The organism is Marinococcus sp. LNHM4E3-1, from assembly GCF_056034405.1.
In genome coordinates, this window is the sequence record NZ_JBQLID010000015.1 from 25,024 (window position 1) to 50,679 (window position 25,656).

Genomic DNA, 25,656 nt, shown 5'->3' on the forward strand with positions numbered 1-25,656 from the left:
AAACTCCATAATCCTCCGGCCAATTTTGACCGGAGGATTTTTTTAAAATGAACATAGAATATATAGGCAGCTGAAGAAGCTGCCCCCAGGTCTTTTAATCAAAGGTGGTTGTTTATGTTTTCCATTCCTTCTATGAAGCTTAAGCTCCTGAATGCTTTCGCACTGGCGGTAGTCATTGCTGTCAACGGGCTTGCCAACGCTCTGCCGTTAAACGGCCAGACTACCGGCAGCATCTCGGACAGCCTCAATGTACTATTCACCCCTGCAGGCTATGTTTTTTCGATATGGGGCGTTATTTATCTGCTGATGATCTTGTGGGTGCTGCGTGCTTTTTTCGCAAAACCGACGGAAGAGCATATATATGCAGGCATCGGTTATACATTTATCCTATCCTGTATATTTAACGTTCTGTGGCTTTTCTTATTTCATTATGAAATATTTTACGGGACGATGGCGGCTATTCTGGGCCTGTGGCTCAGCCTGGGTGCTATCTATATGAAAATTAAAACGAGCCCGCGCCGGGGGCTTCTGCTGATACCAATCAGTGTATATTTTGGCTGGGTTACAGTCGCCTCTATTACGAACATCGGTGTTGTACTTACAGCGAGTGGTGTACGCGGATGGATTATCGACGGCAGCTGGTGGACTGCTCTTGCGATTACTGCAGCTTCTGCTGCTGTGATTTTGTTTTATAGAAAAACGGGCGATGTTTTATATACGCTGGTATTTGTATGGGCGTTTACCGGTATTTTTGTGCAGCGCTGGCAGGAAGTAAATCTGGTAGCATGGACGGCGGCTGTGGCTGCATTGATTCTGTTTGTGCAGCTGTTTTTCCGTCCTAAAAGGAAATTCATTTAATTGTAATTATATTAAGTGATTAATATTAACAGAGGAAGGGAAAATAGAACTTGATTACAAAGTTGGAAATTCGTATAGAGACAAAGGTTTCCGGCAGCCTTTCAATACGGAATGGAAGTCCAGCGGAATTGCTGGACTTTTTGATTGAAGCCGGAAGTACTTAATTTAGAGGTGATCAGGTTGGAAAACAAACTTTATGATATAGCAGGAATCGGGCTTGGGCCGTTTAATCTTGGCATGGCCGCCCTGCTTGAACCAGTGGACGATATAGAAGCCGTGTTCTTAGATGAAAAGGATGAATTTGCCTGGCATCCGGGAATGCTGCTCGAAGGTACAGTGCTGAATTCTTCCTTTCTTGCTGACCTGGTAACTTTTGCCGATCCGACGAGCCGTTTTACGCTGTTAAATTATTTGCATAAGCATAACCGCATGTTTCAGTTCTTTTTTAACAAGCAGCTGAAGGTGCCAAGAAGAGAATACGACTCGTACGGAAAGTGGGTGGCTGCCCAGCTTCCGTACTGCCTTTTCGGGCAGAGGGTGCTTGAGGTTGCTGACAGCAGCTGGGACGGAGTGTCCTGCTACAAAATTACAACGGAAAATACGGGCAGCGGGGAAAAGGAATATTTTTATACAAAAAATGTGGCAGTGGGAACAGGAGCAGCACCGATGCTTCCTCCTAATATTGAAAGGCAGCAGAGTGATGAGATTTATCATGCGGCCGATTATTCTTTTCGCAAGGAGGAGCTGAAGAGTGGAGACGAGGTCACCGTTGTTGGCTCCGGACAGAGCGCAGCAGAAATTTTCCATGACCTCCTGCAGGATCAGAAGCATTTTCATTATAAGCTGAACTGGTTTACCCGCTCCCCCCAGTTTTTCCAGGCCGAGGACGCGAAGGTCGCCCGCGAGATTTTTTCAACGGATTTTGTTGAATATTTCCGGTCACTCGATATTAAAACAAGGCTCGAGACACTTCCGGAGCTCGACCATGCGAGAAAGGGCATCGAGCAGCCTACGCTTGAAAAAATATACGATCTTCTTTATCATCGTTCTATCGAACGGGAAGATCCAAATGTTGTGCTCCAGGCTGCCACTGAGCTGTCGGATATTCAGTCGGTGGAGGGGGGCTATCAGTTGAAGCTCCGTCAATGGCAGCAGGATAAAACGTTCCGCTGCTTTTCGGATAAAGTCGTGCTTGCCACCGGTTTTCAGCCGAGCGTCCCGGAGTGGATTCAGAATTACGGAGAGCTTGTGGAAAAGGAAGACGCGGACCATTACATGATTGATGATTATTATCGACTTCAGTTTAAGGACGGCCGTGATAATCATATATACATGCTCACAAATATCGATCATTCGCACGGCACAGCTGCGACGAATTTATCTTTATCCGTTGTAAGAAATCAAACAATCATTAATAATTTGTGCGGATTTGAGCGCTATCCGGTGCAGAAGGATACGGTATTCCAGCGCTTTTCAGCAAAAGAAGAATAAGAAATTGGACGTCTCTGCTGGTTGGGGACGTTCTTTTTTCCTGGGGAGAGAGACAAATGGCGAAAAAGAAATGGTATGTAGTATGGAAAGGAAAAAATCCTGGAATTTACAGCACCTGGGCTGAATGTGAAAAGCAGGTCAAGGGGTTCAAAGGAGCGAAATTTAAGTCGTTTCCTTCATATGAAGAAGCAGAGGCAGCTTTTAACGGCTCCGGAGGAAAACCTGAAGCTGAAAATGGCAGCTACATAATGGAAAGTATTTCTGTAGACGCCGGCTCCCACGGCAACCCGGGACCGGTAGAATACCGGGGCGTCTATACGAAAACGGAAGAAATTGTGTTTGCCCATCCCGGGTTTAAAAAAGGCACAAACAATATGGCGGAATTTCTAGGGATCGTGCACGCGCTCCGGTACTTAAAAGAAAAGGAGAGCGGAATACCTGTATATTCGGACTCGGCGACAGCCATTGGCTGGGTGGAAAAGAAAAAAGCGAATTCGACGCTTTTTGAAGACGCGGACAGCCGGGAAATCTGGGAGGAGATCCGCCAGGCAGAAAAATGGCTGAAGGAGCATACGTGGAAGAATCCAATTTATAAATGGGATACAAAAAACTGGGGAGAAATTAAAGCGGATTATCAGCGCAAGTAAAGAAAGAAGGGAAACCGTGAAACTGAGTATACTCGATCAATCCATCATGCCCTACGGAGAAACGCCGGAAAAAACATTCGCCTGGACCGGGGAATACGCCCGTATCGCTGAAGAGCTCGGCTACCACCGGTTCTGGGTCTCTGAGCATCACGGCACAAAGCACATAGCCGGGAGCGCTCCGGAAGTATTAATTGCCCATCTGGCTGCATGCACAAAACGTATAAAAGTTGGCTCCGGTGCAGTACTGCTCCCGCATTACAGTGCCTTTAAAGTAGCGGAGGTATTTGAAGTGCTCGCTTCGCTCTACAGAGATCGTATTGATCTCGGTCTGGGCAGGGCTCCGGGAGCCATGCCAAACGTTACAAGGGCGCTTCACGAAGGAGGGTCAAGGAATGCAGCGAGGTATCCTGAACAGCTGAAAGAGCTGCTAACTTTTTTATCCCCGGAAGGCAATAAATACGAAGGGCTGTATGACTACGCTCCGGTAACGCCCCGGGCTCAGGTGAATCCGGCAGTCTGGATTCTAGGCTCAAGCCGGGACAGTGCTAAAACAGCGGCAGAAAACGGCCTGCCGTTTTGCTTCGCTCATTTTATCAATCCGGATGAAGGCTTTCAGGCAGCTGATTATTATCATGAACATTTTCAGCCCTCGAGCATCTGTCCGGCTCCTTATTTTATGCTGGTGGTTTCGGCGCTCGCAGCAGAGTCCGAACAGCAGGCGGAAGAATGGAGGGCGGTAAGTGATTACGTTTCCTCCGTGACGGCTAAGGGACTCGGACTGCTCGGTATACCGTCGTATGAAATGATTAAAGACGTTACGTATATGGATGAAGAAAAAGACATGTTTCAAAAAAACCGGTATCATAACGCGGTTGGAACGATAGATCAGGTGGAGGAAAAGCTCAAATGGCTGGAAAAAGCTTATGGTGCTGAAGAAATTATGACTGTAGGAATGACCCCGTCATTTGAAGAAAAGGCCGCTTCGATGCGCCGGATTGCCGACCGGTTTAAAATAAACGGCCGCCAGGTTTAGAATGAGCAGGGACTTGGGTAAACTTATCTGTGTGACTAAAGATTATATCCAGGAAAGGTGATATATGATGAGTAAAATAGCAGTAGTCCTTACAGATCTTTTTGAAGATGTGGAATTCACAGACCCGAAAGAAGCATTCGAAAAAGAAGGTCATGAACTTACCGTAATCGAAAATGAGAAAGGCAAAACCGTTACCGGTAAACAGGGAGAAGCGAAAGTAACCGTCGACGCTTCTATTGAAGACGTGAAGCCGGAAGATTTTGATGCTCTTCTTATTCCAGGAGGATTTTCTCCGGATCAGCTTCGCGGCGATCAGCGATTCGTGGATTTCGCCAAATACTTCATGGATCATGATAAGCCGGTATTTGCAATCTGCCACGGTCCGCAGCTGCTTATTACAGCAAAAGCGCTCGAAGGCCGTAATGCGACAGGATTTAAATCCATTCAGACAGATATGGAGTATGCGAAAGCGAAGCTTCATGATGAAGAAGTAGTCGTTTGCAACAACCTGGTTACAAGCCGTGAGCCGGATGACATCCCTGCATTTAACCGCGAATCTCTGAAACAATTAGCAAAATAAGACCGAGAGGCCGGCCGTAGAGCTGGCCTTTTGTTATTGAATGAGATGAACGGAAGAAGATTCAGGGTGAGCACATAAACAGGAAATCAAATGAAGAAATGTTATAATTAACAGTACATGAGAGATTGGGGTGAATATTATGGCAGAAGAACAAAGTACGAAGCTTGCCACCTTTGCCGGGGGATGTTTCTGGTGTATGGTGGGCCCTTTTGAACAGGAGGAAGGTGTCTACGATATTATGTCGGGATATACCGGAGGTCATACAGAAAATCCGACGTACCGGGAAGTATGTTCAGAAACTACCGGTCACGTAGAAGCTATTCAAATGAAATATGACCCATCGGTGGTATCTTATGAACGGCTGCTTGAAATATTCTGGCGCCAGATTGACCCTACAGATCCGGGTGGTCAGTTTAATGACCGCGGGGAATCCTATACGACGAATATTTTCTACCATGATGAAGAACAGCGCAGGCTTGCTGAAGCCTCCAAACAGGAGCTTGATGAAAATGGCCCGTTTGAAAAACCTGTGGTAACGAGAATCAGGGAAGCCGGGGTATTTTATCCGGCCGAAGAATATCACCAGGATTATCATCACAAAAATCGTTTTCACTATATGATGTACCGGAAGGGCTCCGGCCGTGAAGGATTTATAAACAATTACTGGAGTGAGCAGAATGAGCACCAATAAGAAATACAGTACAGAAGAACTGAAACAGCGTTTAACCCCGATACAGTATGAAGTAACTCAAAATGATGCCACCGAGCGCCCATTTGAAAATGAATACTGGAACCATAAAGAGGAAGGCCTGTATGTAGACGTAGTTTCCGGAGAGCCTTTGTTCAGTTCAAAGGATAAATTCGATTCCAACTGTGGATGGCCAAGCTTTACCATGCCTTTAAAGGAAAGCGAAGTTAAAGAAAGCTTTGACGATTCTTTAGGGATGAGAAGAACGGAAGTCCGCAGTGACGAAGCAGATTCCCACCTTGGACACGTATTTCCGGACGGGCCTGAACCAACAGGTTTACGGTATTGTATCAATTCGGCTGCCCTTAAATTTATCCCAGTTAATGAGCTTGAAGAGCAGGGTTACAGCGAATATCTATACCTGTTCAAATAAAAAAGAGGTTTTTTCAGCCTGAAAAAGGGTAAAATATACTTTGGAAGGCTGCAACTATGAGAAAACATCAATTGCACTAAACAGACGACAGGAGGAATTTATTCATGGAACGCGTAAGAGAAAACGATCCTAAAGTACAGGAATTAATCGATGGACTTAACGTCGACTTAGCACACGAATATGCAGCAGCTATTATGTATACAAACTATGCAGCTGTGGTTTCCGGCATTCACACACCAATGCTCAGACCACTGTTTGAAGATGAAATCGGTGACGAGCAGGGCCACGCTCAATACCTGGCTTCTAAAATTCGTACACTTGGCGGTACACCGACCACAAAGCCTGCTGACGTGAAGCAGACATTCCAAGTGCGCGAAATGCTTGAAGCAGCGCGTGACGCTGAAGCAGACACAATTGAGCGCTACACAAAACGCGCCCAGCAGGCAGAAGAGCTGAACATGATCGAGCTTCAAAACAAACTTGAAGACCTTATTTCTGATGAGACCGGTCATAAAGAAGAAATTGAACGGATTCTCGAAGACTCCGATCTGTAAAATACAGAGGAAAAAGCCGCCGAAAGGCGGTTTTTTTTATTGCAGGAAGGTATGCTTACGGATTTATTTAACGAAAAATTCCAAAAATTAAAAGAGACAATATATAAGGATGGCATAGAAATATCTGAAGGGGTGCCATCCTTGCAGCGCTATTAGTTGGCTCGTTTTTTAGTGGCCGGGCGGACATAGACTTCTTTGGATTTTTTTTCGTCAAGCCTGCGGTCTATAGAATCAAGTGCCTGTTTGTTGCCCTTGAGTTCATTTTTATTTGCTTCCATTAAGTCTTCAAATGAAAGTCTCTGCGGTTTTCTCATGCGGACATCTTCCTTTCTTTCTATTATACTCCTGCTGACAATTAGTTTACCCTATATTACTCGTTTGACAAACCATAAAATCATGAAAATGTGATCAAAAGCACAATAGTTTCCTGATAGGTAGATTTTTTTTGATAAGATAAAGTAAAAAAGAATAAATTCATGTAAAATGTGGTATAGGTAATAATATATGCAGAGTCGAAAGGATGGATAGTGATGGCAGAGGAAAATGGAAACACAGCACTCAAAATTGGTTTAATTCTTGGAGGCGTCGTCTCCGTTATTGTTTTGCTCAGTACACGTAAAACCCGTTCCCCTATTGTAGAGGGTACGAAACAAACAGCTTCCACACTGAACAACACATCCCAGTTTCTTTCAGAGAACAGGGAATCAGTCATTTCTACATTAAGAGAAACGTCAAATTATTATTCTGAGCTGCTCCAGTCAGCAAGCACAGATATCCAGGAAATCGTCAACCGGGTGAACAGTCTGAAAGAAACATTGATGAAAGCAAAAACGACGACGCTTGAAACTACTGGTGAATTAAAAGAGCTAAAAGAAGAAAGTACTGCTATTGAAAGCAGCTCTTCAAACAACAGCTCAGGCCAGCTGCAGAGTGCTGACAACACCCAGTCCTCTTAATAAAAAAGGCAGGTTCTTTCATTTGAACCTGCTTTTTTTTATTGGTTTGAAAATATTATTGTATTTGACGTTTACCGTTCCTGTTCGAAGGAAATACACTTTGTAGAATGGTAATTGAATAGTTAACACAGTCACGGAAAGGGGCAACAGACAATGGGAATTACGAACAATTTAAAACAGCTAAAAAATAAAGAGGATGAATATGGTTTTGTGTCCTTTTATTTGAACACCGATATTGGTGAAGGCGGCCAGCCTAGTGAAGAATGGAAGATTAAATACAAAAAGGCTGTTAACGGCTTAAAGCAGTACGCAGACAAGAGCGAAACAAAAGATGAAAAAAATGCGATCAAAAAAATTACCGATGATATCGAAAAATACATTGAGGACCATCGTTCTGATCTGCAGAAGAGTGTTATTATCTTTGCATCCGGCGACGGATCTACTTGGGAAGCAGACATTTTCCAGGTGCCGGTGGAGACAGAAGTAATGTGGGAGCCAACGCCGCAGACCGAGCAGCTCGAAAAACTGGAAAAAACTTTCCCGCCTACAGCGATTCTTCTTACAAACAAGCAGGATGTTTACCTGATCGATACCTCGATGGGCAAAATCCGCGAAGAAATGCAGTTCCACTGGGACGTGGACAGCGAGGACTGGCAGGAGTATAAAGGTACAGCATCAGCTGACCGTACGGCTGCAGGTTCTACACAAGTGGATAAAGTTCAGCAGCGTTTTGAAGAAAATCGCCACCGCTGGTACAAGAGCCTGGCTCCTGTCATCAACAAACAGATGAAAAACCGCGGTCTTGATACAGCATATATTATCGGCGATAAAGAATATGCTAAAGACCTGGAAGATAACATGGGTGGAAGAGTGGAAGAAGTCATTAATAAAAACTTGATTTCCACTCCAACGCATGAAATCCTAAATGAAATTTATCCTGAAAACGTACGCTAAACAGTACGGCTGAGGCAGCTGCTATCATTATAGCAGCTGCTTTTTTCGTGAATAAAACAGCTTCAGGCTTTTAGGTCTCCGCACAAAATCCCTCAGTTTTTGATATAATACCTTTTGTTTGGAGATAGGCTTATATTTAGATAAGATACAACACGAAGGATACTATTGAAGAGGTGAATAGAATGAAGTTTTCGATGACTGACGGAGGATTTCAAACAAGAACAGACTACGGAGAGCTGTCTGTGTCCGGGGAAGAAGAGTATGGCTTCCGCCCTTTTCAGCTGATGACTTCTTCGATTGCTGTTTGCAGCGGCGGAGTGCTGCGCAAAATAATGAATAAAAGACACCAGACAGTGCATGATATTCAAATTGAGGCAGAGGTGGAACGGGATGAAAAGCAGGCAAATAAAATAACTGCTGTTCATCTGCATTTTATCGTAAAAGCAGAAAACGTAACAGAAGCTCAGATGCAAAAAAACATGGAATGGACGAAGAAAAACTGTTCGATGGTCCAGTCAGTAAAAGACAGCATTGCGGTTACAGAAACATTCGAACTTCCTTCCGACTAACAGTGCAAGAGGTCTTGGAAAAGAATTGGAGAGAAAAGTATGGCAAATGCCGGACGTAACCAGCTAGACTTCACGGAAGGCAGTATCATGAAGAAAATGGTGATATTCGCCTTTCCGATTTTTATTGGGAACCTGCTTCAAAGCTCTTATCAAATCGTGGACAGCCTGTGGGTCGGTAACTTAATCGGCGCGAGCGCCCTGGGTGCGGTTTCACTGGCTGCTACGATTTTATTTTCTGTGCTTTCCTTTATTATAGGAATTAACAGTGCAACATTAACAGTGCTTTCCCAGAGGGTGGGAGCGGATGATGATGAGGGTCTGAAGCGTTCTCTGAATGCTTTTGTATCCGTTTTAGGGACGCTTGCAATTATTCTCGGAACGATAGGTTTTTTTGCAGCTCCAACCGTTTTGACGTGGATGGGGACACCGCCGGACATCCTGGAAAGTGCAGTCATATACTTACGCATTAACTTTATCGGCATTGTCTTTTTATTTGGCTATAATTTTATAGGTACTGTTCTGCGGGCTGTCGGCGACAGTAAAACCCCGCTTCGCTTTATAATGATGGCTGTCGGGCTGAATATCTTTCTCGATCCGCTGTTTATTTCAGGCTTTGATATGGGCATTCAGGGAGCGGCAATTGCGACGGTTATCTCCCAGGGAAGCGCGTTTGTATTCGGAGTCGTCTATATGATTCTTGTGAAGGGACTTCCATTCGCAGTGCCAAGCATCCCCGAAAAAGCAGAATTTCAGCGTATAATGAAACTGGGTCTGCCGGCAGGACTGTCGATGATGGCTATTTCCGGCGGGCAGCTGGCGATTATGACAGTGGTAACGTCGTTTGGCTCTGTGGTTCTCTCGGGATACGGGGCAGCCCAGCGGCTGGACAGCCTGATTATGCTTCCGGCAACTACGCTCGGTTCTGCTATTACAAGTATGGCTGGACAGAATATCGGAGCGAACCGCTGGGACCGTATCAGCTCAATTGCGAAAAATGCGTTAATTTTAATTTTAATCGTTTCAATCACGATGAGCACCGCTGTCTTTTTACTGGCTGAATTTTTGATGGGGCTGTTTGTAAATGACGAAGCCACCATTCAATACGGTAAAACGTATCTGCAGATTGTTGCTTTCTTTTATCCGTTTTTAGGGATAAATTTCGTGCTGAACGGTATTGTGCGCAGTTCTGGGGCAATGATCCAGGTGCTTGCCCTGAATATTATTTCTTTCTGGGTGCTTCGTTTTCCGCTTGCCTGGTTCTTTTCCGAAAGAATAGGGGAAAACGGAATTGCGCTCGGCATAGGCCTCAGCTTCGTGATCAGCGCTGTAATTGCGGTCAGCTATTATATTTTTGGCGGCTGGAACCGTATTGATATATTCAAAGAAGAAAAGAAAAAAGGAGGAGCGTCATGAGCACCCCAGTACACGATAAGAATCAGCAGCTTCAGTATATAAAACAGCGTCTGCATCTGCTTTCGACAATGGTGGATAACATTGATCCTGAAGAAGGCTCCGAATTGGAAATGAAGAGACTCGAAGAAATGGTGGAGCAGCTGCGGGTTAAATGCCGTCAGTTTCAGCCGGATTGGAAGGATGAATAATGCCTGATGTTTACTTTATCCGGCATGGGGAATCAGAAGGAAACTATGCCCAGGTGCTGCAGGGGTCGATGGATTATCCATTAACCCCGCATGGACAGACGCAGGCAGAAGCGCTTGGCAGTTACTTTCGCAGTATTCAGTTTGACGCTGTAATTGCAAGTGATTTAATGAGGGCTTCTGCGACCGCGGAGGCAATGGCACAATTTCAGCCGGTGGGCGTATCCACCGACGAGCGGCTTCGCGAAGTACATCTAGGTGTGCTTGAAGGAAAGGCGAGAGACGTGATTCAAAACGAATTCCCGGATCTTATCGGAAGGGATCTTTTAACTGCTGAAGTGGAAGGGGCAGAAACAAAAAACGATCTGACCGAGCGGTGTGCGTGGCTGTATTATAAGCTGACCGAGGAATGGAAGGATAAGGATCAGATTGCTGTCGTTTCGCACGGAGGATTTATTACGATCTTCTTTATGTATTTACTGGCCAAAGACAACTGGGTATCGCTCCAGCGTTCCATGCGTATCGACAATACAGGAGTATCCCGGATTCACTTTCGAAAAGAACGTGCTTCTATTCAATACATCAACCGAATTACACATTTGGAGTAGCATAAAAAAGCAGGAGCCGGAGCTCCTGCTTTTAAACGTTTAGCCGTTGTATTCAATCGGACCGTTTGGACCAAGCGGAATGCCAGTGAGCATCCATACGACAAGCAGCAGGGACCAGAACAGGAGGAATGCGACGGAATACGGAAGCATAACTGCTATCAGGGACCCGATGCGCATGTTTTTGTCATACTGCTGGGCAAACGCGATAATAATCGCAAAATAAGTCATCAGCGGCGTAATAATGTTGGTGGATGAATCTGCCACACGGTATGCCATCTGCGTCAGTTCCGGCGAATAGCCAAGCTGCATCATAATCGGAACGAATACAGGCGCGAGTATGGCCCATTTGGCAGAGGCACTTCCGATAAACAGGTTGATGAAACCGACAATTAATACGAATACTAAAATTAAAGGAATGCCGGTAAGATTAATTGACTGTAAAAAATCCGCGCCGTACACAGCCATAAATGTTCCAAGATTGGTTTCTTCAAAATAAGCAACAAACTGTCCGGCTGTGAATGCGAGCAGAATGAACATGCCCATGCTCGCCATCGTATCAGAAAGCTGATTGGCGACATCCGTATCGTTTCTAATATTTTTTGTCACAATACCGTATACAAGCCCGGGAATGAAAAAGGCTATAATAATGACGACAACGAGGGAGTCCATAAACGGTGACTGAACGACGGCCCCTCCCTCACCGCGAAGCGGAGCATTAGATGGAACAATGAGCAGGGCAAGCAGAATAATGGTCAGAAGCCCTGAACCCATCGACCAGAAGATTCCTTTCTTTTCCGTTCCCGTTAATGAAGTGAGGCTCTCCCGGTAGTCGCCCTTGTATTCTCCGAGCCGCGGTTCGACGACGAACTGACTCACAAGTGTACCGATGACAGCCAGGAAAAATGTGGAGACGAAAATGAAGTAGTAATTCATCGCCAAATTCATCTGTTCGGCGTAGGCCGGATCGATGGTGGACGCCGCCTGGATTGTCAACTCACCGAGCAGGACATCGGTACCGGAAAGCAGGAGGTTGGCACTGAAGCCTGCCGAAACCCCGGCGAAGGCAGCAGCAAGGCCTGCGAGCGGGTGCCTCCCGAGTGCGGCAAACAGAATAGCACCTAGAGGCGGAAGAACTACGTAGCCGGCGTCGGAGGCGACACTTGACATAATACCGGCAAAAACAAGACCAAAGGTAATTAAAGATTTTGGGATAGACAGGATAAAACCGCGAAGCAGCACGCTGATAAGTCCGGTGCGCTCCGCAATGCCGATACCGATCATGGTAGCAAGCACCACTCCGAGCGGGGCAAAGTTAATAAAGTTGTCCACCATACTGGTGAATATGTATTCGATTCCGCTCGATGAAAGCAGATTGGTTACCTGAACCGTTTCTCCTTCTTCTCCCGGAGATTCTACCTGCAGGTCGGCAGCAGAAAGAACGGCAGACAATACCAATACAAGCGCGGCGAGAATGGCGAACAGAGTAACCGGATGGGGAAGCTTATTCCCAACTCGTTCAATCCAATTCAGTGACCGCTGCAGCACGGTTGATTTTTGTGCAGAAGAGCTCATAATTTACCTCCTAATTCGTTTAGAAATGACGAAAGTATCACAGGCACACAAAGATTATTGTAATGAACGAAAACAAAGGAAGAAAGCCATTTCATCGAGAATAGGAAAATAGAACGGAAAAAATAATTAACAATTTATTGAAAATTAATACTTTTATCCTAAAAATAGAAAATATGGCAGAATTTTAAGCGTCCCAGAGAGCAGGTCGCGTGAATAGGGGTAAACGTGATAAAATAACAAAGCTTCATGAAAGGACGTAATTACTGTGCAGCAGATAATAAGGCAGATCCCATCCGTATACGATGTTCAGCTGATGCTGAAACGGATGGCACTCGATCCGCTGTATAATGTAGATATCGATAAAAGAAAGGTGAAGCTGCCTCTGCCGGGTGATAGGCAGCTTGATACAGTAACTGTTGCGTTTGTTGAACATCAACCGGAGACTTATGTATATGTAGAGGCCCCGGAGAAGAGAGAACAGGAAGCTCTGGATAAAATAGAACGTATTTTTCGTTTTCATCAGCCACTTGCTCAGGCAGCCGGGCATTTTCAGCAGACGGAATTAGAGCCGCTGTTTCATCGGTTTTACGGTGCGCCGCTCACCTGTGACTTTGACTTATACGGCTGTCTTATAAAAACAATTATTCATCAGCAGTTGAACATGGCCTTTGCCTATACTCTTTCAACAAGATTCGTTCAGACATACGGCACTTATAAAGATGGTGTATGGTTTTACCCCGCCCCTGCGACTGTGGCAGCTATTCATCCTGATGAACTTCGAAAGCTGCAGTTCAGCCGCCGGAAAGCGGAATACGTAGTGGATATTTCAAAAAGCATTGCGCAAGGTACGCTTGATATTGGTGCTCTTCAGAAAAAGCCTGATGAGGAGGTTATACGGGAGCTTACGAAGCACCGGGGAATAGGGCCCTGGACGGCAGAATGCTTTTTACTGTTTGGACTCGGAAGAGAAAACCTGATGCCCGCTGCTGATATTGGCGTTCAAAATGGATTAAAGAAGCTGCTGGGACTTGAAGCGAAACCATCTAAGGCGGAAATAACAGAATGGTCCAGCCGGTGGAGCCCGTACAACAGCTATGCAAGTATTTATTTATGGCTTCATGTGGAAATACCAGATAAAGGAGAAGATACACGTGCCGAAAAATGAAAAATTTGAACAGCGCCAGCCGCTGCAGGAGGGTCAGGAATTTCCGCTGACCATTAAACGAATAGGTATTAACGGTGAAGGAATCGGATATTTTAAACGCCAGGCTGTTTTCGTGGAGGGGGCGCTCCCGGGGGAAGTGATTGTCGGCCAGGTCGAGGAAGTAAAACGGAACCGCGCGATCGCAAGCATTAAGTATATCCGCGAAGCTTCGCCGAGCCGGCAGAAAGCTCCCTGCCCGGTGTATAAAATCTGTGGCGGCTGCCAGCTGCAGCATGCCGAATACGACGAACAGCTGTGGATGAAGCAGGATCTGGTGCTGCAGTCATTTGAACGCTATGCTCCCGTCGTGCCGGAAATTCGTGAAACGATCGGGATGGAAAATCCATGGCGGTATAGGAATAAAAGCCAGTGGCAGACAGGCGAGGGAAAGAAAGGGCGAGTGGAAGCGGGTCTGTATTCGAGTGATTCCAATCAGCTGGTGGACCTCACCAATGTCGGCTGTATGGTGGAAAAGTCGATTCTAAATAAAATTACAAAAGCAATTACCGTATTTATGAAGGATGAAGAGGTGCCGGTACACACGAGTAAACAAAAAGGGGTTAAAACCATCGTTGTGCGGGCAAATGAACAAAAAAGCGAGGTTCAGGTCACGCTTGTGACGTCTTCGGTGGATCTGCCGGAGCAGGAAGAGCTGGTGGATTTCCTGCGTTCTTCGTTCGCTGAAATAAAGTCAATTCATCATCATGTGCAGAATGAAAGCAGCCCGACTGTTTTTGGCGGGACGACCAAGCGGCTGTGGGGTAAAGATACAATTAAGTACAACATGCAGGACTTTTCCTTTCATTTATCCCCGGAAGCATTTTTTCAGCTGAACTCGGAGCAGGCTTCCACGCTTTATGACGAAGCGAAGCAAGCGGCAAAGCTCACAGGCCGTGAAAAAGTGGTCGATGCCTACTGCGGCAGCGGCACAATTGGCCTTTGGATGTCCTCGGATGCTAAGGAAGTACGCGGCATGGATATGATTAAAGCAAGCATTCAGGACGCTAACAAAAATGCTAAACAGGCAGGAGCTTCCCATGCCAGGTTCTACCATGGCAAAGCCGAAGAAATGATGCTTCAGTGGCAGCGGGAAAACTGGAGCCCTGATGTAGTAGTGGCGGATCCGCCACGTACAGGCTGCGGAGAGGCACTGCTGGACACGATTGGAAAGGTGAAGCCTAAACGTTTTGTGTACGTATCCTGTAATCCATCCACCCTGGCCAAGGACGCCGCGTACCTGAAAAAAGCAGGGTACCATCCAGAATATGCCCAGCCGGTGGATATGTTCCCGCAGACATCCCAGGTGGAAGCTGTAGTTCCTTTTGTATACAAACCGGAGAAAAAAGGCAAAAAATAAATATGCGTGGTGAACTGCAATGTGTTTATACTGGCTCGGTATCAGCCTGATTGTCTCCATTATTCTTACCATCCTGGCAAATCTGCTGCTCTACCTTTTTTTATAAACCTTGGAAGGAGAGCGCATAACTATGTTTGAAAAGCAGCTTTGGCAGCATACTGCCGATTCATTAAATGAATTTGCCGACTTTATCAGTGAAGCACTTGGAGGCCCGGTTACCATTGAGGATTCGACGCACCGTCTGCTCGCCTACAGCGGTCACCCCCAGGTCACTGACGGAGCACGTACGGCGACTATCATGGGGAGGCGCGTGCCGGAAGAGGTGATTCACCGTTTATGGAATGAAGGAGTGATACCAAGCCTTCATCAGCAGAGTGAGCCGGTCTCCATTTCCGCTATTGATGAAATAGGACTCGGAACCAGGATGGCCGTAGCCGTCAAGGAAAAGCAGACAGTAATAGGCTATATATGGGTGGTGGAGGGCGAAACGCCTCTTTCAGAAGAGGCAAAGCAGGATCTTCACTCGGCAGCGGTTGTGTGTGGTGAGCGTTTCCAGCGGCAGTTTCACCCAAGAAATCCGGCACAGCAGGACCATCAGGAATATTTTTGGCGTCTGTTGACCGGGGATGAAACGGATGAGCAGGCCATAGAGCGCCAAATGCTTCGTTTTTTTCCGGGGCGGCCACAGCAGTATTCCATTGTAATCATGGAGTTTTCAGAACAGCTTGAGCACAATTCCTGGGAGCGGCTCACCTATCTGCTGACGATTTCGCAGCGGGTGAAGGTGATGCTCAAAACATATGATCAGCACCGGGCTATTCTCATGCTGTACGGACTTGAAAGCAGAAATATAGAAGCAACAATCTCAGCATTTTTACGTCAGATGCATGAGTTATGGTACGAACGTTACGATGATACTTTAACGGCTATTGCTGCGTCTGAAATCTGTCATCAGTATATGGAGGTGGCGGGCGGTTACAGGCAGGCATTGACCATGCTTGATTTAAAAAAACAGGTTCGCCAGCTTCCCTTCCATTATTACTTTCTGCATGAAGCAGGCTATTACCGCTTTTTCCCAGTTCTTTTACAGAGGCGGGAGGAAGAAACATTTACACACCCTTCCCTGAAAAGTCTATCCGATTATGATGCAGAAAATGAAACGGAGCTTTTGAGCACGCTTTACATCTATCTGAGCGAAGACTGCAACGTTAACGCCGCCGCTAAGATACTTCATGTGCATCCCAATACGCTGACCTACCGTTTAAAAAGGATGCAGGCAATTGCAGGTGTGACTCTTTCCAGTGCCCATGAAAAATGGACGCTGCTGCTGGAATTGGAATTGCTGAAAGAAAAACACACAAACCTATTGTGAAAAATCACAAATGGATAATGGGAATATTATTTTAATCCGCCAATGCTTATAGCCCGGAAACACGCTATACTAATAGAAAAGGTATTAGAGGAGGCGATGCATCGTGATTATAGGGGTTCCCAAAGAGATTAAAAACAATGAAAATCGAGTAGCGATTACGCCGGCGGGGGTTGTGCATTTAACACAAGCGGGCCATCATATATATGTTGAAAACCATGCCGGAGAAGGCAGCGGATTTTCGAATGAAGAATATGAATCAGCTGGGGCAAAAATTATTCCGGAGGCCGCAGATGTATGGAAGCAGGCAGAGATGATACTGAAGGTCAAAGAACCTCTGGCTTCGGAATATCAGTTTTTCCGGGAAAACTTGATTTTGTTTACCTATCTGCACCTTGCTGCTGAACCTGAACTGGTGAAAGCATTAACCGAAAACGGAGTCACTGCAGTAGCTTATGAGACAGTCGAGGAAAACCATACACTTCCGCTCTTAACACCAATGAGTGAAGTAGCAGGAAGGATGGCAGCCCAGGTTGGAGCTCAGTTTCTGGAAAGCGTACACGGGGGCAAGGGCGTCCTGCTTTCGGGAGTGCCCGGAGTGAAAAAGGCCAACGTAACGGTAATCGGCGGAGGGGTTGTCGGCACGAACGCTGCACGCATCGCCCATGGTCTCGGGGCCAACGTAACAATTATCGATCTAAACCCGGCGAGACTCCGCCAGATTGATGAAGACTTTGGCGGCCAGATTCAGACGCTTAGCAGCAATCCCCTGAACCTGGCGGAAGAAGTAAAGCGGTCGGACCTGGTGATCGGGGCGGTCCTGATTCCCGGAGCCAAAGCACCGAAGCTCGTGACAGAAGAAATGGTGAAAAGTATGGAACGGGGCTCTGTGCTGATCGACGTGGCGATCGACCAGGGAGGCATTATTGAAACTGCCGACCAGGTAACGACGCACGATCAGCCGACATATGAAAAACATGGTGTGGTGCACTACGCTGTGGCAAATATGCCGGGCGCGGTTCCAAGAACGTCTACAATTGCTTTAACTAACGTAACCATTCCCTATGCGCTTCAGATTGCAAACCAGGGCGTGGCAAAAGCTCTTACCAATAACCCGACCCTTGGCAAAGGATTGAATACAGCTCAGGGAAAAGTAACGTATCAGGCAGTGGCAGAGGATTTAAATTATCCTTACGCATCATTAGACGAAATACTTCCGATGTTGTAAAATGTGGAACGGGGCGCCGGAGCGGGTGCCCCGTTTTCTTGTGGGAAAATAACTACAGCGGGCAACTGCTGTTCAAAGGAAGGGAGGGGCGGCAATGATTTCCTGTGCCGGTATTGATGCAGAAGGAAACACAATAAACAATATTACATTGGATGAATTTAAAAAATACGAATGGAAATGGTACTGGATTGATTATTCCTCTCCCACCGCTGAGGAAACAAACACGCTGGACTCAGTGTTTCATTTTCATCCACTGGCCATTGAGGACTGCTACATGGAGCGTCAGCGTCCAAAGCATGATTCCTATGATGGCTACAGCTTTTTCGTCCTTCATGCACTTGATAAGGAAACGCTTGGGGCTGAGGAAATCTGTATGTTTCTTGGACCCAATTTTGTCGTTACATATCATGAAGCTCCGTCTTCGGCGGTTAATCATTCCTGGAAAAAGCTGCAGGCTGAAGGAGCCGCGCTGAATCCGGATGATATCAGCTATCACATTATTGATAAAATGACGGATGAATACTTTCCGGTCCTGGATCAAATCGAAGACCGGCTGAATGAGATCGAGGAAAGCAACGCAGAGCTGACCTATGGTAAGCTGATAGAAGAAGTATTTGACTTACGGTCCGATCTGCTCAGGCTCCGTCGAACCATTGTTCCTATGAGAGACCTGGTGTACCGGGTGTTATTTGTGGAGCGTCTGCACTTGATTACCCAGCAGCGGGAATATTACCGGGATATTTATGACCATCTTCTAAAGGTCACCGAAATGATCGAATCCAACCGGGCAATGACCTCAGACATGAGAGACAACTTTCAGACGATGGCATCAAACAGAATGAATGCGATTATGATGACGCTCACGATTGTATCAACAATCTTTATTCCGCTGACATTTATTGCAGGGCTTTATGGTATGAACTTCGTGTATATGCCGGAGCTTGAATATAGATACGGATATTTCATAGCGCTTGGGGTTATGCTCTTAATAGCAGTAGTGCTGCTGGGCTTGTTTAAACGAAATGGATGGTTTAAGATTTTTAAATAGAAGAGTAGAAAGGGGGCGTTCGGATTGTCCTACCGGTTATATAAAGCACAGTTTAAGCATCCAATGCACGAAGAAGATTTGATCGTTTACTACGATAAAGATCAATCAACCTTTTGTTTTGCGACAAAAGATATTGAAGAACAATCCCCGGAGATATGTAAATTCCAATATCCTGCAGATTCTCTGCACGATGTGAAGCTTTTCATTGAAAAGCTGGGTGTTGACGCCCAGACGCTGACGTTTCGTCATTATCTTCTGCATTAATAAGCAAATCCCCTGATGCTTTTGGCATCAGGGGATTTTTTGATATTAGTCAAGATCTGCTGGATATACTCCGTTTTCATCATGAACTTCACGGCCGCTAAGCGGTGGGTTGAATACACAAACCATGCGCATATCTTTACTGCCTCCGCGAAGCATGTGCTCGTCGTTTTTATCGAGCGCATACAATACACCAGGCTCGAGCTGATATACTTTATTGTCGCTTAATGTTTCAATTTCTCCATCTCCTTCAATGCAGTAGACGGTTTCGAGATGGTTTTGGTACCAGATGTGAGTTTCAGTACCGGCACGGATAATTGTATCATTTACCGAGTAGCCCATATTATCATCTTTCATAATGAAACGGCGGCTGACCCAGTTACCGTCATCCACTTCACGTTCAGTACCGAGTAAATCTTCGAGCTTAATTACTTTCATTGTCTATTCCTCCATCTTGTCAGTTAAGGTTTTATATCATAAAAAGGCCGACCGTCGGGGTGCCGATCGATCGGCTTCTTTTTATCCAATTAATCAGGTTAGTTGGCGACAAGGTTGCTTTCTGCGGTAACTTCCTCAATTGCCTTCTGAAGAATCGACAGTCCGCGTTCAAGTCCTTCGTCGTCGATGGTAATTGGCGGGAATAGTTTAAATACTTCATCGTCTGCACCGGCTGTTTCCATGATCAGACCGTGTTCAAAGCACCTGCCGGCGATGTTATCGGACAGATCTTCGATAGGACTCATAATTCCCTGCATGAAGCCGCGTCCTTTGCGGACACCTTTCATTTCAGGGTGCTTTTTGATCATGTCATCCAGAAACGAAGCAATACGCTCGGATTTTTCCTGGACGTTCTTTTCCAAACGGTCATCCTTCCAGTAATTCAAAGCTTCAGTACCTGTTACAAAAGCAAAGTTGTTTCCGCGGAAGGTACCGTTGTGCTCGCCGGGAGCGAATTTGTCATACTCCGGCGCGACTAAAGTGATGGCAAGCGGTGAGCCGTTGCCGCCAATCGACTTGGAAAGGCATATAAAGTCTGGCTTAATACCGGCTGGTTCAAAGCTGAAGAAGGTACCGGTACGGCCGACGCCTGCCTGGACATCGTCAAGGATAAGCTTAATGTCGCGCTCCCGGCAGATTTTTTCAATCGACTGAAGCCATTCGCTGCTTGCAGCATTTAAGCCGCCTTCGCCCTGAACGGTCTCTACGATAAACGCTGCCGGCTTATCGAGGCCGCTGCCTCCGTTATCAAGGAAGTTCTCGATATATTCAACGGAATTATCGCTTTCTTTTAAGAATTTATCATACGGCAGGATTGACGTATTGGATAAAGGCATGCCGGCCCCGCCACGTTTGAATTTGTTGCCTGTAACGCTCAAAGCGCCAATAGTCATACCGTGGAAGCCGTTGGTGAAGCTGACAACATTTGTGCGCCCAGTCACTTTACGGGCGAGCTTCAGTGCGCTTTCTACACTGTTTGCGCCAGTTGGCCCGGGGAACATGATTTTATAATCCATGTTACGCGGCTTCAGAATAATATTCTGGAAAGCATCGATAAATTCGCCCTTTGCTTTAGTAGCCATATCAAGAGAGTGAGTAACGCCGTCTTCCTGAATATAGGCAAGCAGTTTTTCTTTCATGTTGTCATCATTGTGTCCATAGTTCAGTGCGCCTGCGCCGGAAAAGAAGTCAACATATTCTTTTCCATCCAAATCCCAGAGCTTGTACCCTTTTGCCTGGTGGAACACAGTAGGAAATCCTCTGACATAGCTGCGCACTTCCGATTCGTATTCGTTAAAAACGCTAAGATCATTTTTCATCATAAAAGTAAGTATCCTCCTTGGGAATGTTATCGAAAAATTCAGTTTTTACATAACACATGACATGCGCTTTGCATGTCATGTTCACTACTTATTTTGTAAAGGGTCCTACTCGAAATGTCAACTCTTCTTCATGTTCATCATCCGGAAAAAGGTCTTCCGTAAAGCATTCAGAAACTGTCACTTCAGTCTCCCGTTTCTTGGCAAGCTTTTTAAACAGCGCCTGCGAAGCTTCATTGGAAGGGGTGATGGTAGCTTCTAAATACAGCACTTCTTCACATACATCCCGTTCCAGAAGAGCATCCAGCAAACGTGAAGCAAGACCTTTTCCCCGTTGGGAAGTATCCACGCCCACCTGCCAGACGAATACGGTATCCTGTTTTTCAGGTGGAATAAAGGCCGTTACGAAGCCCACTAATTCATCGTTTTCTTTAGCGACAACACATGTTTCGGCAAAAAATTCACACATCATGATATATTTATATGAAGAATTTAAATCCAATGTGGAGTTTTTGACAAGTTCCCACATGTCTGCCCCGTCTTCCACGGTTGGTTTGTCAAAAACGATTGAATCGACGGAACCGTTCGTTCCAGTCATTTTCGTTTCCATTTTCTTACCACCTTTTAAAAGTAATAGAGGGCTACCTGTACTATACCTCTTTATAGAAAAAACAAACGTAATATTGTGTTGTTTTAAAATGTAATAAGATCTGCCACACTCATAAATCAAATCTTAACGCTAATTATGAAAATTTTCAAACTTGCCTATCAGGCATTTATGAGTATTATTACTACTTATAGAGTGTTATGTAACCTGAACAGCGAAAACGATAAGTAATACTTGCGCAGAAGGACAATTCCTCCGCCTTTGATAAGAAAAGCCGTCCGAAAAGCCCCGGACGGCGTGTAGTTACTCTTTTAAAATATTGATCAGCGCAGGCTGCAGGCTTGGGAAATGAAAGTGGAAGCCATGATCCATGGATTTTTGGGGGAGGACCTTTTGGCCTCCAAGAATCATTACACTCATTTCGCCGAGCATCTTCTCGATAATAAATGACGGCACAGAAAGCCAGTGCGGACGTCCAGTTACTTTAGCTATCTCGCGTCCCAGAGTTTCCATCTGCGCAGGTTCAGGCGCGGTAATGTTCAGTGCACCTTTAATTTCTTTGGTGGTGGCTGCAAAAAGAAGCATTTCGACAGCGTCTCTTAAATGAATCCAGGAAAACCACTGTATTCCGCTTCCAAAAGTGCCGCCGCCAAACATTTTGTATACAGAGACGAGTGGCGGGATAAACTCCTGCAGCACGAGGCCGAATCTTGCGTGTACGACACGTATGCCGAGTTCTTCTGCTTTTGCAGCTTCGTTTTCCCAGCGAAGAGCGACTTCCTGTAAAAAGTTTGTTTCTCCTTTAGGGGATTCCTCAGTAAATTCCTCTTCATCGGAAATTCCGTAATAAGCCACGGCTGAAGCGCTGATGAGAACTTCAGGTTTATGGCTGCTCGCCTTAAAAATACGGATAACTTCTCTTGTAGAATCGATACGGCTGTTTAAAATATCTTCTTTGTTTTGTTCCGTCCAGCGCTGGGCAAGCGATGCGCCGGCGAGGTTTATGAAAGCATCTACCGGCGGCAACTCATATTCGGGTTTGCTGCCGGGATTCATCCATTCAACAAAGGTGATGCTTTCGCTATTTTTTTTATTTTTACTGTTTCTTGTTAAAATATAAATATGGTGGCCCATCTGTTCGAGGTAGCCTGTGAGGGCGGAGCCTACATATCCGCTTCCTCCTGCAATAGCAATATTCAATGTGTATTTCTCCTTTCACTACTTAAGGTGATGTAAAAACGTCACTTTTGAAGCTATTCAACTTTACCCAAAAGCAGATTGTCATAATCATTTTCCACTATGCAAAAGGAGAGGGCCTTTGTGAAAATTACAAAAATTGAAGTGCAGAAAAATAACCCCGAGCGATACAGCATTTTTACCGATCAGACAGGCCGGGAAGCATTCACGACCGGTGTGGATGAAGCCGTTTTGGTGCAGTGGGATCTCAAAAAGGGAAAAGAACTGACGGAAAAAGAACTTGAGCTTCTGATTGAGGACGATCATGAACGTAAGGCCTGGAACCGGGCGCTGCATTACTTATCGAGTGTGATGCGGACGGAAAAAGAAGTATATGATCATTTAATAGAAAAAGAGTTCACAGAGGCTTCTGCATCGAAGGCGGTCGACAAAGCGAAGGAATATAAATTTTTAAATGACCGGGAATTTGCCAAAGCGTTCGTGCGCACAAAAATTAATACGACCGATAAAGGGCCGAAGGTCATTAGAATGGACCTGGAGAAAAAGGGCGTGGCGGAGACTTACGTTTCCGAGGCGATGAAGACGCTGACTGATGAACTGGCTCTCGACCGGGCTGTGACCGCAGCGGAGAAAAAAGGGCGTCAGAAAAAAGGCGAATCGGGCGGTGCGGTGAAACAGCGTTTGTTGCAAATGCTGCTCCGAAAAGGATATGATCATGAAACAGCTTCAGCCGCTGTAAAAGAAGCGGATTTTGCTCCTTCAGAGGAAGATGAGTGGAATTCGGTGCTCGTGCAGGGAGAAAAAATTTACCGAAAATGGGAAGGCAGGCTTGAAGGCCGCCAGCTTGAACAGAAAATTAAAGAATACCTGTACCGGAAACAATTCCCGATGGAGCATATTCAGCGGTTTTTAGATGAAAAGAGAGAGGAGTCCGAACATGGGAATGGAAAAAAGATACAGCCAGATGAGCAGGTATGAGCTTGAACAGGAAATAGCAAACTTAAACGAAAAATCCAAAAAAGCGGAACAGATGGGACGAGGAAATGAATTTGCGGTTTATGAGCGTAAAATCGCAATGGCGAAAACGTATATGCTTGACCCAGCGGACTATCAGCCGGGGAAAACCTACCGGATCGCTCAGGAAGGATCCACTTTTGAAATAGAATTTATTAATGGCGTGTTCGCCTGGGGCTACCGAAATAATTCAAGCCAGATCGAAGCACTGCCGTTCTCCCTGTTGGTCGAAAAATAAAGAATGGAGGCACGAGCGGAATGGAAAACCAGAAAAATTATTTATTGGAACTTCTTCTTTCAGTCAACACTCAGTTAACAGATGAAAAAGCCCGGGAATGGGTGGACTTTTTATGGGAAGACTTTGAATCCACTCAGGCGAAGGCGGGCCGTTCGTACAAAGGTGAAGAAGTAACCGGGCAGATTGTGGAGAAATGGGTCCGGCAGTATGGACCGCACCTGCACCGCTATGAAGCGACAAACGAAAAGTTTTTTGGTATTAATTAGATATAAGTAAAGAGTACGGAGAGCGGCTCCGTACTCTTTATTATTGAGTATAATAGGAAAAATCCCGGCCTTTGTCGAGTTTTTTGTAAAGGGTCTCATCACTGAAAATCCAGCCGGTATAGGAAGTCATAATCTCCAGCTCCTCGTTCAGTTGAACGACCGCGACAAACGGATAGTATCCTTTACTGCGGTAGCGCAGGTCAATGAATTTCACTTCATATCCCTCGTCTGTGTTTCGGACGATCCAGCGGTACGTAGGGGAGAAGGATAGAAAAGAAGCAAGGTTCCGGTCGTCTCTGGCCGCATTGATAACAGGGTCGTCGGGAATTGGCTCGAATGGGTACGTTTCAAAGTAGCGGAGGCGTCCATTCCGGTAATTGGTAACGAATAACTTGTGCGGCGTACGGATAACTAGGTGCCATCGGTACCAGTTGTAAGTCGGCGAAATAAACAGATGTGTGGCATCCGGGTGCAGGCGGCGGGCTCTTTGCAAAACAATGTTTCGGGCCTGGAACCGCCATAAATAGTAAAAAAGCAAAAAGATATATAAGACAATCATTGAGGCTGCTATCGGTACATCGAACCACCACAGAATAAATACAAAGAGGTGGGAGAAAAAGATTACCGAATCAAAAATATTAATCACGCCGAGCGCTATCCATCGTTTCGTAAACGGGGACAGCGCCTGGGTGCCGTAAGCATTAAAAATATCCACAAAAACGTGAAGAGCGACAGCGATAAAGGACCAGAGCCATAAATGTGAAAAAGCAACGTCCGGGGAAAACATATATATAATAGCTGCCAACAGCACCGGCCAGATTAAAACGGCGGGTATGGAGTGTGTCGGGCCGCGGTGGTAGCGGATATAGACGGCGTTATTTTTCAGTTTTAATACGGTATCAAAATCAGGGGCCTGTGACCCTATAATTGTTGCGATCAGGATTGTACCCATTGCTCCGCCTTCAGATGAAATAGAAGGATCAATGGTGGCAAGACCGCCCAGGCCGATCCCCATCACAGTGTGAGTTGCTGTATCCATTGGCACCACCTTTAATTTATGGCATGCTGAAACAAAAAAAGCCTGTGGCATCATACAAGCACAGACCGTACCAGCGTAGTTTCATGATACCCTAAACAGTTTATTTCAAAAAGGAGAATTGTATGAATCCGCAGAAATACGTCGTTTTTATGGAATACCGGATTTTAGAAGATAAAAGAACTGAATTTTTAAAAGCAATGAAAGAAATTTCTTCAGCTATGCTCAACGAGCAGTTGAACAATTATGAATGGTTTGAGTCTGTGGATCAGGGAGCATTATTTGTAGAAATGTTTGCAGTTAATACATCCGAACAGTACCAAGCTCTGAAAACAAAACGAACAGAGACAGATGAAGAAATATATGGCCGCCTTGATAAATTCGTCCCCGGGGGAATAAAAAAAGTCCACTGCTGGTGTTTTGAGAAAAAAGGACCTTACGATAACCAACATAAAGAGAAAGAGTGAATTGCT

At 45.7% G+C, this 25,656-nt stretch carries 31 protein-coding genes; 24 read left to right on the forward strand and 7 right to left on the reverse strand.

The window, feature by feature from the left end; all coding sequences use genetic code 11:
- Positions 1–114 precede the first annotated feature (114 nt).
- The 8 genes from ACTRXI_RS13935 to ACTRXI_RS13970 all read left to right on the forward strand — a co-directional run bounded on the left by ACTRXI_RS13935 (position 115) and on the right by ACTRXI_RS13970 (position 6,284).
- Positions 115–858 (forward strand): TspO/MBR family protein, encoded by a 744-nt coding sequence (locus tag ACTRXI_RS13935; protein ID WP_474263517.1) that lies wholly within the window; start codon positions 115–117, stop codon positions 856–858.
- 180 nt (positions 859–1,038) lie between these two features.
- Positions 1,039–2,349: a lysine N(6)-hydroxylase/L-ornithine N(5)-oxygenase family protein gene (locus ACTRXI_RS13940; protein ID WP_474263519.1), complete on the forward strand. Its 1,311-nt coding sequence runs from the start codon at positions 1,039–1,041 to the stop codon at positions 2,347–2,349.
- Between the two features lie 56 nt (positions 2,350–2,405).
- Positions 2,406–2,996 (forward strand): ribonuclease H1 domain-containing protein, encoded by a 591-nt coding sequence (locus ACTRXI_RS13945; RefSeq protein ID WP_474263521.1) that lies wholly within the window; start codon positions 2,406–2,408, stop codon positions 2,994–2,996.
- 16 nt (positions 2,997–3,012) lie between these two features.
- Complete coding sequence (locus ACTRXI_RS13950; protein WP_474263523.1) at positions 3,013–4,029, forward strand: LLM class flavin-dependent oxidoreductase; 1,017 nt, start codon at positions 3,013–3,015, stop codon at positions 4,027–4,029.
- Positions 4,030–4,093: 64 nt separating this feature from the next.
- Positions 4,094–4,609, forward strand: coding sequence for a type 1 glutamine amidotransferase domain-containing protein (locus ACTRXI_RS13955; RefSeq protein ID WP_322525983.1), 516 nt, complete (start codon positions 4,094–4,096; stop codon positions 4,607–4,609).
- Between the two features lie 139 nt (positions 4,610–4,748).
- Entirely contained in the window at positions 4,749–5,300 is a 552-nt protein-coding gene (gene msrA, locus ACTRXI_RS13960) for a peptide-methionine (S)-S-oxide reductase MsrA (RefSeq protein WP_474263525.1), read from the forward strand.
- A complete protein-coding gene (gene msrB / locus ACTRXI_RS13965; protein ID WP_474263528.1) occupies positions 5,287–5,730 on the forward strand; it encodes a peptide-methionine (R)-S-oxide reductase MsrB in 444 nt (147 codons plus the stop codon). The genes msrA and msrB overlap by 14 nt, the downstream gene beginning before the upstream one ends.
- A gap of 104 nt (positions 5,731–5,834) precedes the next feature.
- Positions 5,835–6,284: a ferritin-like domain-containing protein gene (locus tag ACTRXI_RS13970; protein ID WP_322525980.1), complete on the forward strand. Its 450-nt coding sequence runs from the start codon at positions 5,835–5,837 to the stop codon at positions 6,282–6,284.
- Between the two features lie 152 nt (positions 6,285–6,436).
- Here the strand turns inward: ACTRXI_RS13970 and ACTRXI_RS13975 are convergent, their stop codons facing one another.
- Positions 6,437–6,598, reverse strand: a complete 162-nt coding sequence (locus ACTRXI_RS13975) for an FbpB family small basic protein (RefSeq protein WP_474263530.1) — start codon at positions 6,596–6,598, stop codon at positions 6,437–6,439.
- A 216-nt stretch (positions 6,599–6,814) separates the two neighbouring features.
- Between ACTRXI_RS13975 and ACTRXI_RS13980 the strand changes: the two genes are divergently transcribed.
- The 6 genes from ACTRXI_RS13980 to ACTRXI_RS14005 all read left to right on the forward strand — a co-directional run bounded on the left by ACTRXI_RS13980 (position 6,815) and on the right by ACTRXI_RS14005 (position 10,969).
- Positions 6,815–7,240: a hypothetical protein gene (locus ACTRXI_RS13980; RefSeq protein WP_474263532.1), complete on the forward strand. Its 426-nt coding sequence runs from the start codon at positions 6,815–6,817 to the stop codon at positions 7,238–7,240.
- Positions 7,241–7,393: 153 nt separating this feature from the next.
- Positions 7,394–8,194, forward strand: coding sequence for a VLRF1 family aeRF1-type release factor (locus tag ACTRXI_RS13985; protein ID WP_474263534.1), 801 nt, complete (start codon positions 7,394–7,396; stop codon positions 8,192–8,194).
- A 182-nt stretch (positions 8,195–8,376) separates the two neighbouring features.
- Positions 8,377–8,763: an OsmC family protein gene (locus ACTRXI_RS13990; protein ID WP_474263536.1), complete on the forward strand. Its 387-nt coding sequence runs from the start codon at positions 8,377–8,379 to the stop codon at positions 8,761–8,763.
- Positions 8,764–8,850: 87 nt separating this feature from the next.
- The gene (locus ACTRXI_RS13995) at positions 8,851–10,176 is read left to right on the forward strand and encodes an MATE family efflux transporter (protein WP_474263538.1); all 1,326 of its coding nucleotides are present in this window, start codon (positions 8,851–8,853) and stop codon (positions 10,174–10,176) included.
- Complete coding sequence (locus tag ACTRXI_RS14000; protein ID WP_474263541.1) at positions 10,173–10,364, forward strand: SE1561 family protein; 192 nt, start codon at positions 10,173–10,175, stop codon at positions 10,362–10,364. Before ACTRXI_RS13995 ends, ACTRXI_RS14000 begins: the two co-directional genes overlap by 4 nt.
- Positions 10,364–10,969 (forward strand): histidine phosphatase family protein, encoded by a 606-nt coding sequence (locus tag ACTRXI_RS14005; RefSeq protein WP_474263543.1) that lies wholly within the window; start codon positions 10,364–10,366, stop codon positions 10,967–10,969. Before ACTRXI_RS14000 ends, ACTRXI_RS14005 begins: the two co-directional genes overlap by 1 nt.
- A gap of 39 nt (positions 10,970–11,008) precedes the next feature.
- Here ACTRXI_RS14005 and ACTRXI_RS14010 read toward each other — a convergent pair whose 3' ends face one another.
- On the reverse strand, positions 11,009–12,541 hold the full coding sequence (locus ACTRXI_RS14010) for an AbgT family transporter (protein WP_474263545.1): 1,533 nt from the start codon (positions 12,539–12,541) through the stop codon (positions 11,009–11,011).
- 265 nt (positions 12,542–12,806) lie between these two features.
- On the opposite strand from ACTRXI_RS14010, the gene ACTRXI_RS14015 reads away from it, so the two are divergent.
- From ACTRXI_RS14015 to ACTRXI_RS14040, 6 genes are all read left to right on the forward strand, one after another.
- On the forward strand, positions 12,807–13,706 hold the full coding sequence (locus ACTRXI_RS14015; protein WP_474263547.1) for a DNA-3-methyladenine glycosylase family protein: 900 nt from the start codon (positions 12,807–12,809) through the stop codon (positions 13,704–13,706).
- Entirely contained in the window at positions 13,693–15,102 is a 1,410-nt protein-coding gene (gene rlmD, locus ACTRXI_RS14020; protein ID WP_474263549.1) for a 23S rRNA (uracil(1939)-C(5))-methyltransferase RlmD, read from the forward strand. The genes ACTRXI_RS14015 and rlmD overlap by 14 nt, the downstream gene beginning before the upstream one ends.
- Positions 15,103–15,232: 130 nt before the next feature.
- Positions 15,233–16,474, forward strand: a complete 1,242-nt coding sequence (locus ACTRXI_RS14025; RefSeq protein ID WP_474263551.1) for a PucR family transcriptional regulator — start codon at positions 15,233–15,235, stop codon at positions 16,472–16,474.
- Between the two features lie 103 nt (positions 16,475–16,577).
- Positions 16,578–17,699, forward strand: a complete 1,122-nt coding sequence (ald, locus tag ACTRXI_RS14030) for an alanine dehydrogenase (protein ID WP_474263553.1) — start codon at positions 16,578–16,580, stop codon at positions 17,697–17,699.
- Between the two features lie 94 nt (positions 17,700–17,793).
- Entirely contained in the window at positions 17,794–18,747 is a 954-nt protein-coding gene (gene corA, locus ACTRXI_RS14035) for a magnesium/cobalt transporter CorA (RefSeq protein ID WP_474263555.1), read from the forward strand.
- Between the two features lie 24 nt (positions 18,748–18,771).
- Positions 18,772–19,011, forward strand: coding sequence for a hypothetical protein (locus ACTRXI_RS14040; protein WP_462864850.1), 240 nt, complete (start codon positions 18,772–18,774; stop codon positions 19,009–19,011).
- A gap of 45 nt (positions 19,012–19,056) precedes the next feature.
- On the opposite strand, the gene ACTRXI_RS14045 is transcribed toward ACTRXI_RS14040, so the two are convergent.
- The 4 genes from ACTRXI_RS14045 to ACTRXI_RS14060 all read right to left on the reverse strand — a co-directional run bounded on the left by ACTRXI_RS14045 (position 19,057) and on the right by ACTRXI_RS14060 (position 22,632).
- Positions 19,057–19,446: an ectoine synthase gene (locus ACTRXI_RS14045; protein ID WP_022795050.1), complete on the reverse strand. Its 390-nt coding sequence runs from the start codon at positions 19,444–19,446 to the stop codon at positions 19,057–19,059.
- A gap of 98 nt (positions 19,447–19,544) precedes the next feature.
- On the reverse strand, positions 19,545–20,828 hold the full coding sequence (gene ectB, locus ACTRXI_RS14050; RefSeq protein ID WP_322525966.1) for a diaminobutyrate--2-oxoglutarate transaminase: 1,284 nt from the start codon (positions 20,826–20,828) through the stop codon (positions 19,545–19,547).
- An 88-nt stretch (positions 20,829–20,916) separates the two neighbouring features.
- Positions 20,917–21,435, reverse strand: coding sequence for a diaminobutyrate acetyltransferase (gene ectA / locus ACTRXI_RS14055; protein WP_322525965.1), 519 nt, complete (start codon positions 21,433–21,435; stop codon positions 20,917–20,919).
- 300 nt (positions 21,436–21,735) lie between these two features.
- Complete coding sequence (locus ACTRXI_RS14060) at positions 21,736–22,632, reverse strand: TIGR01777 family oxidoreductase (RefSeq protein WP_474263558.1); 897 nt, start codon at positions 22,630–22,632, stop codon at positions 21,736–21,738.
- 120 nt (positions 22,633–22,752) lie between these two features.
- On the opposite strand from ACTRXI_RS14060, the gene recX reads away from it, so the two are divergent.
- From recX to ACTRXI_RS14075, 3 genes are read left to right on the forward strand one after another with little or no spacing between them, the layout of a single operon-like run.
- Entirely contained in the window at positions 22,753–23,607 is an 855-nt protein-coding gene (gene recX, locus ACTRXI_RS14065) for a recombination regulator RecX (RefSeq protein ID WP_474263560.1), read from the forward strand.
- Positions 23,573–23,881: a YfhH family protein gene (locus ACTRXI_RS14070; protein ID WP_091616262.1), complete on the forward strand. Its 309-nt coding sequence runs from the start codon at positions 23,573–23,575 to the stop codon at positions 23,879–23,881. The genes recX and ACTRXI_RS14070 overlap by 35 nt, the downstream gene beginning before the upstream one ends.
- Before the next feature lie 20 nt (positions 23,882–23,901).
- Positions 23,902–24,147, forward strand: a complete 246-nt coding sequence (locus tag ACTRXI_RS14075; RefSeq protein ID WP_474263562.1) for a YfhJ family protein — start codon at positions 23,902–23,904, stop codon at positions 24,145–24,147.
- A 40-nt stretch (positions 24,148–24,187) separates the two neighbouring features.
- Here ACTRXI_RS14075 and ACTRXI_RS14080 read toward each other — a convergent pair whose 3' ends face one another.
- Complete coding sequence (locus ACTRXI_RS14080; protein WP_474263564.1) at positions 24,188–25,186, reverse strand: metal-dependent hydrolase; 999 nt, start codon at positions 25,184–25,186, stop codon at positions 24,188–24,190.
- 122 nt (positions 25,187–25,308) lie between these two features.
- Between ACTRXI_RS14080 and ACTRXI_RS14085 the strand changes: the two genes are divergently transcribed.
- The gene (locus tag ACTRXI_RS14085; protein WP_474263566.1) at positions 25,309–25,650 is read left to right on the forward strand and encodes an MFS transporter; all 342 of its coding nucleotides are present in this window, start codon (positions 25,309–25,311) and stop codon (positions 25,648–25,650) included.
- Positions 25,651–25,656: the final 6 nt, after the last annotated feature.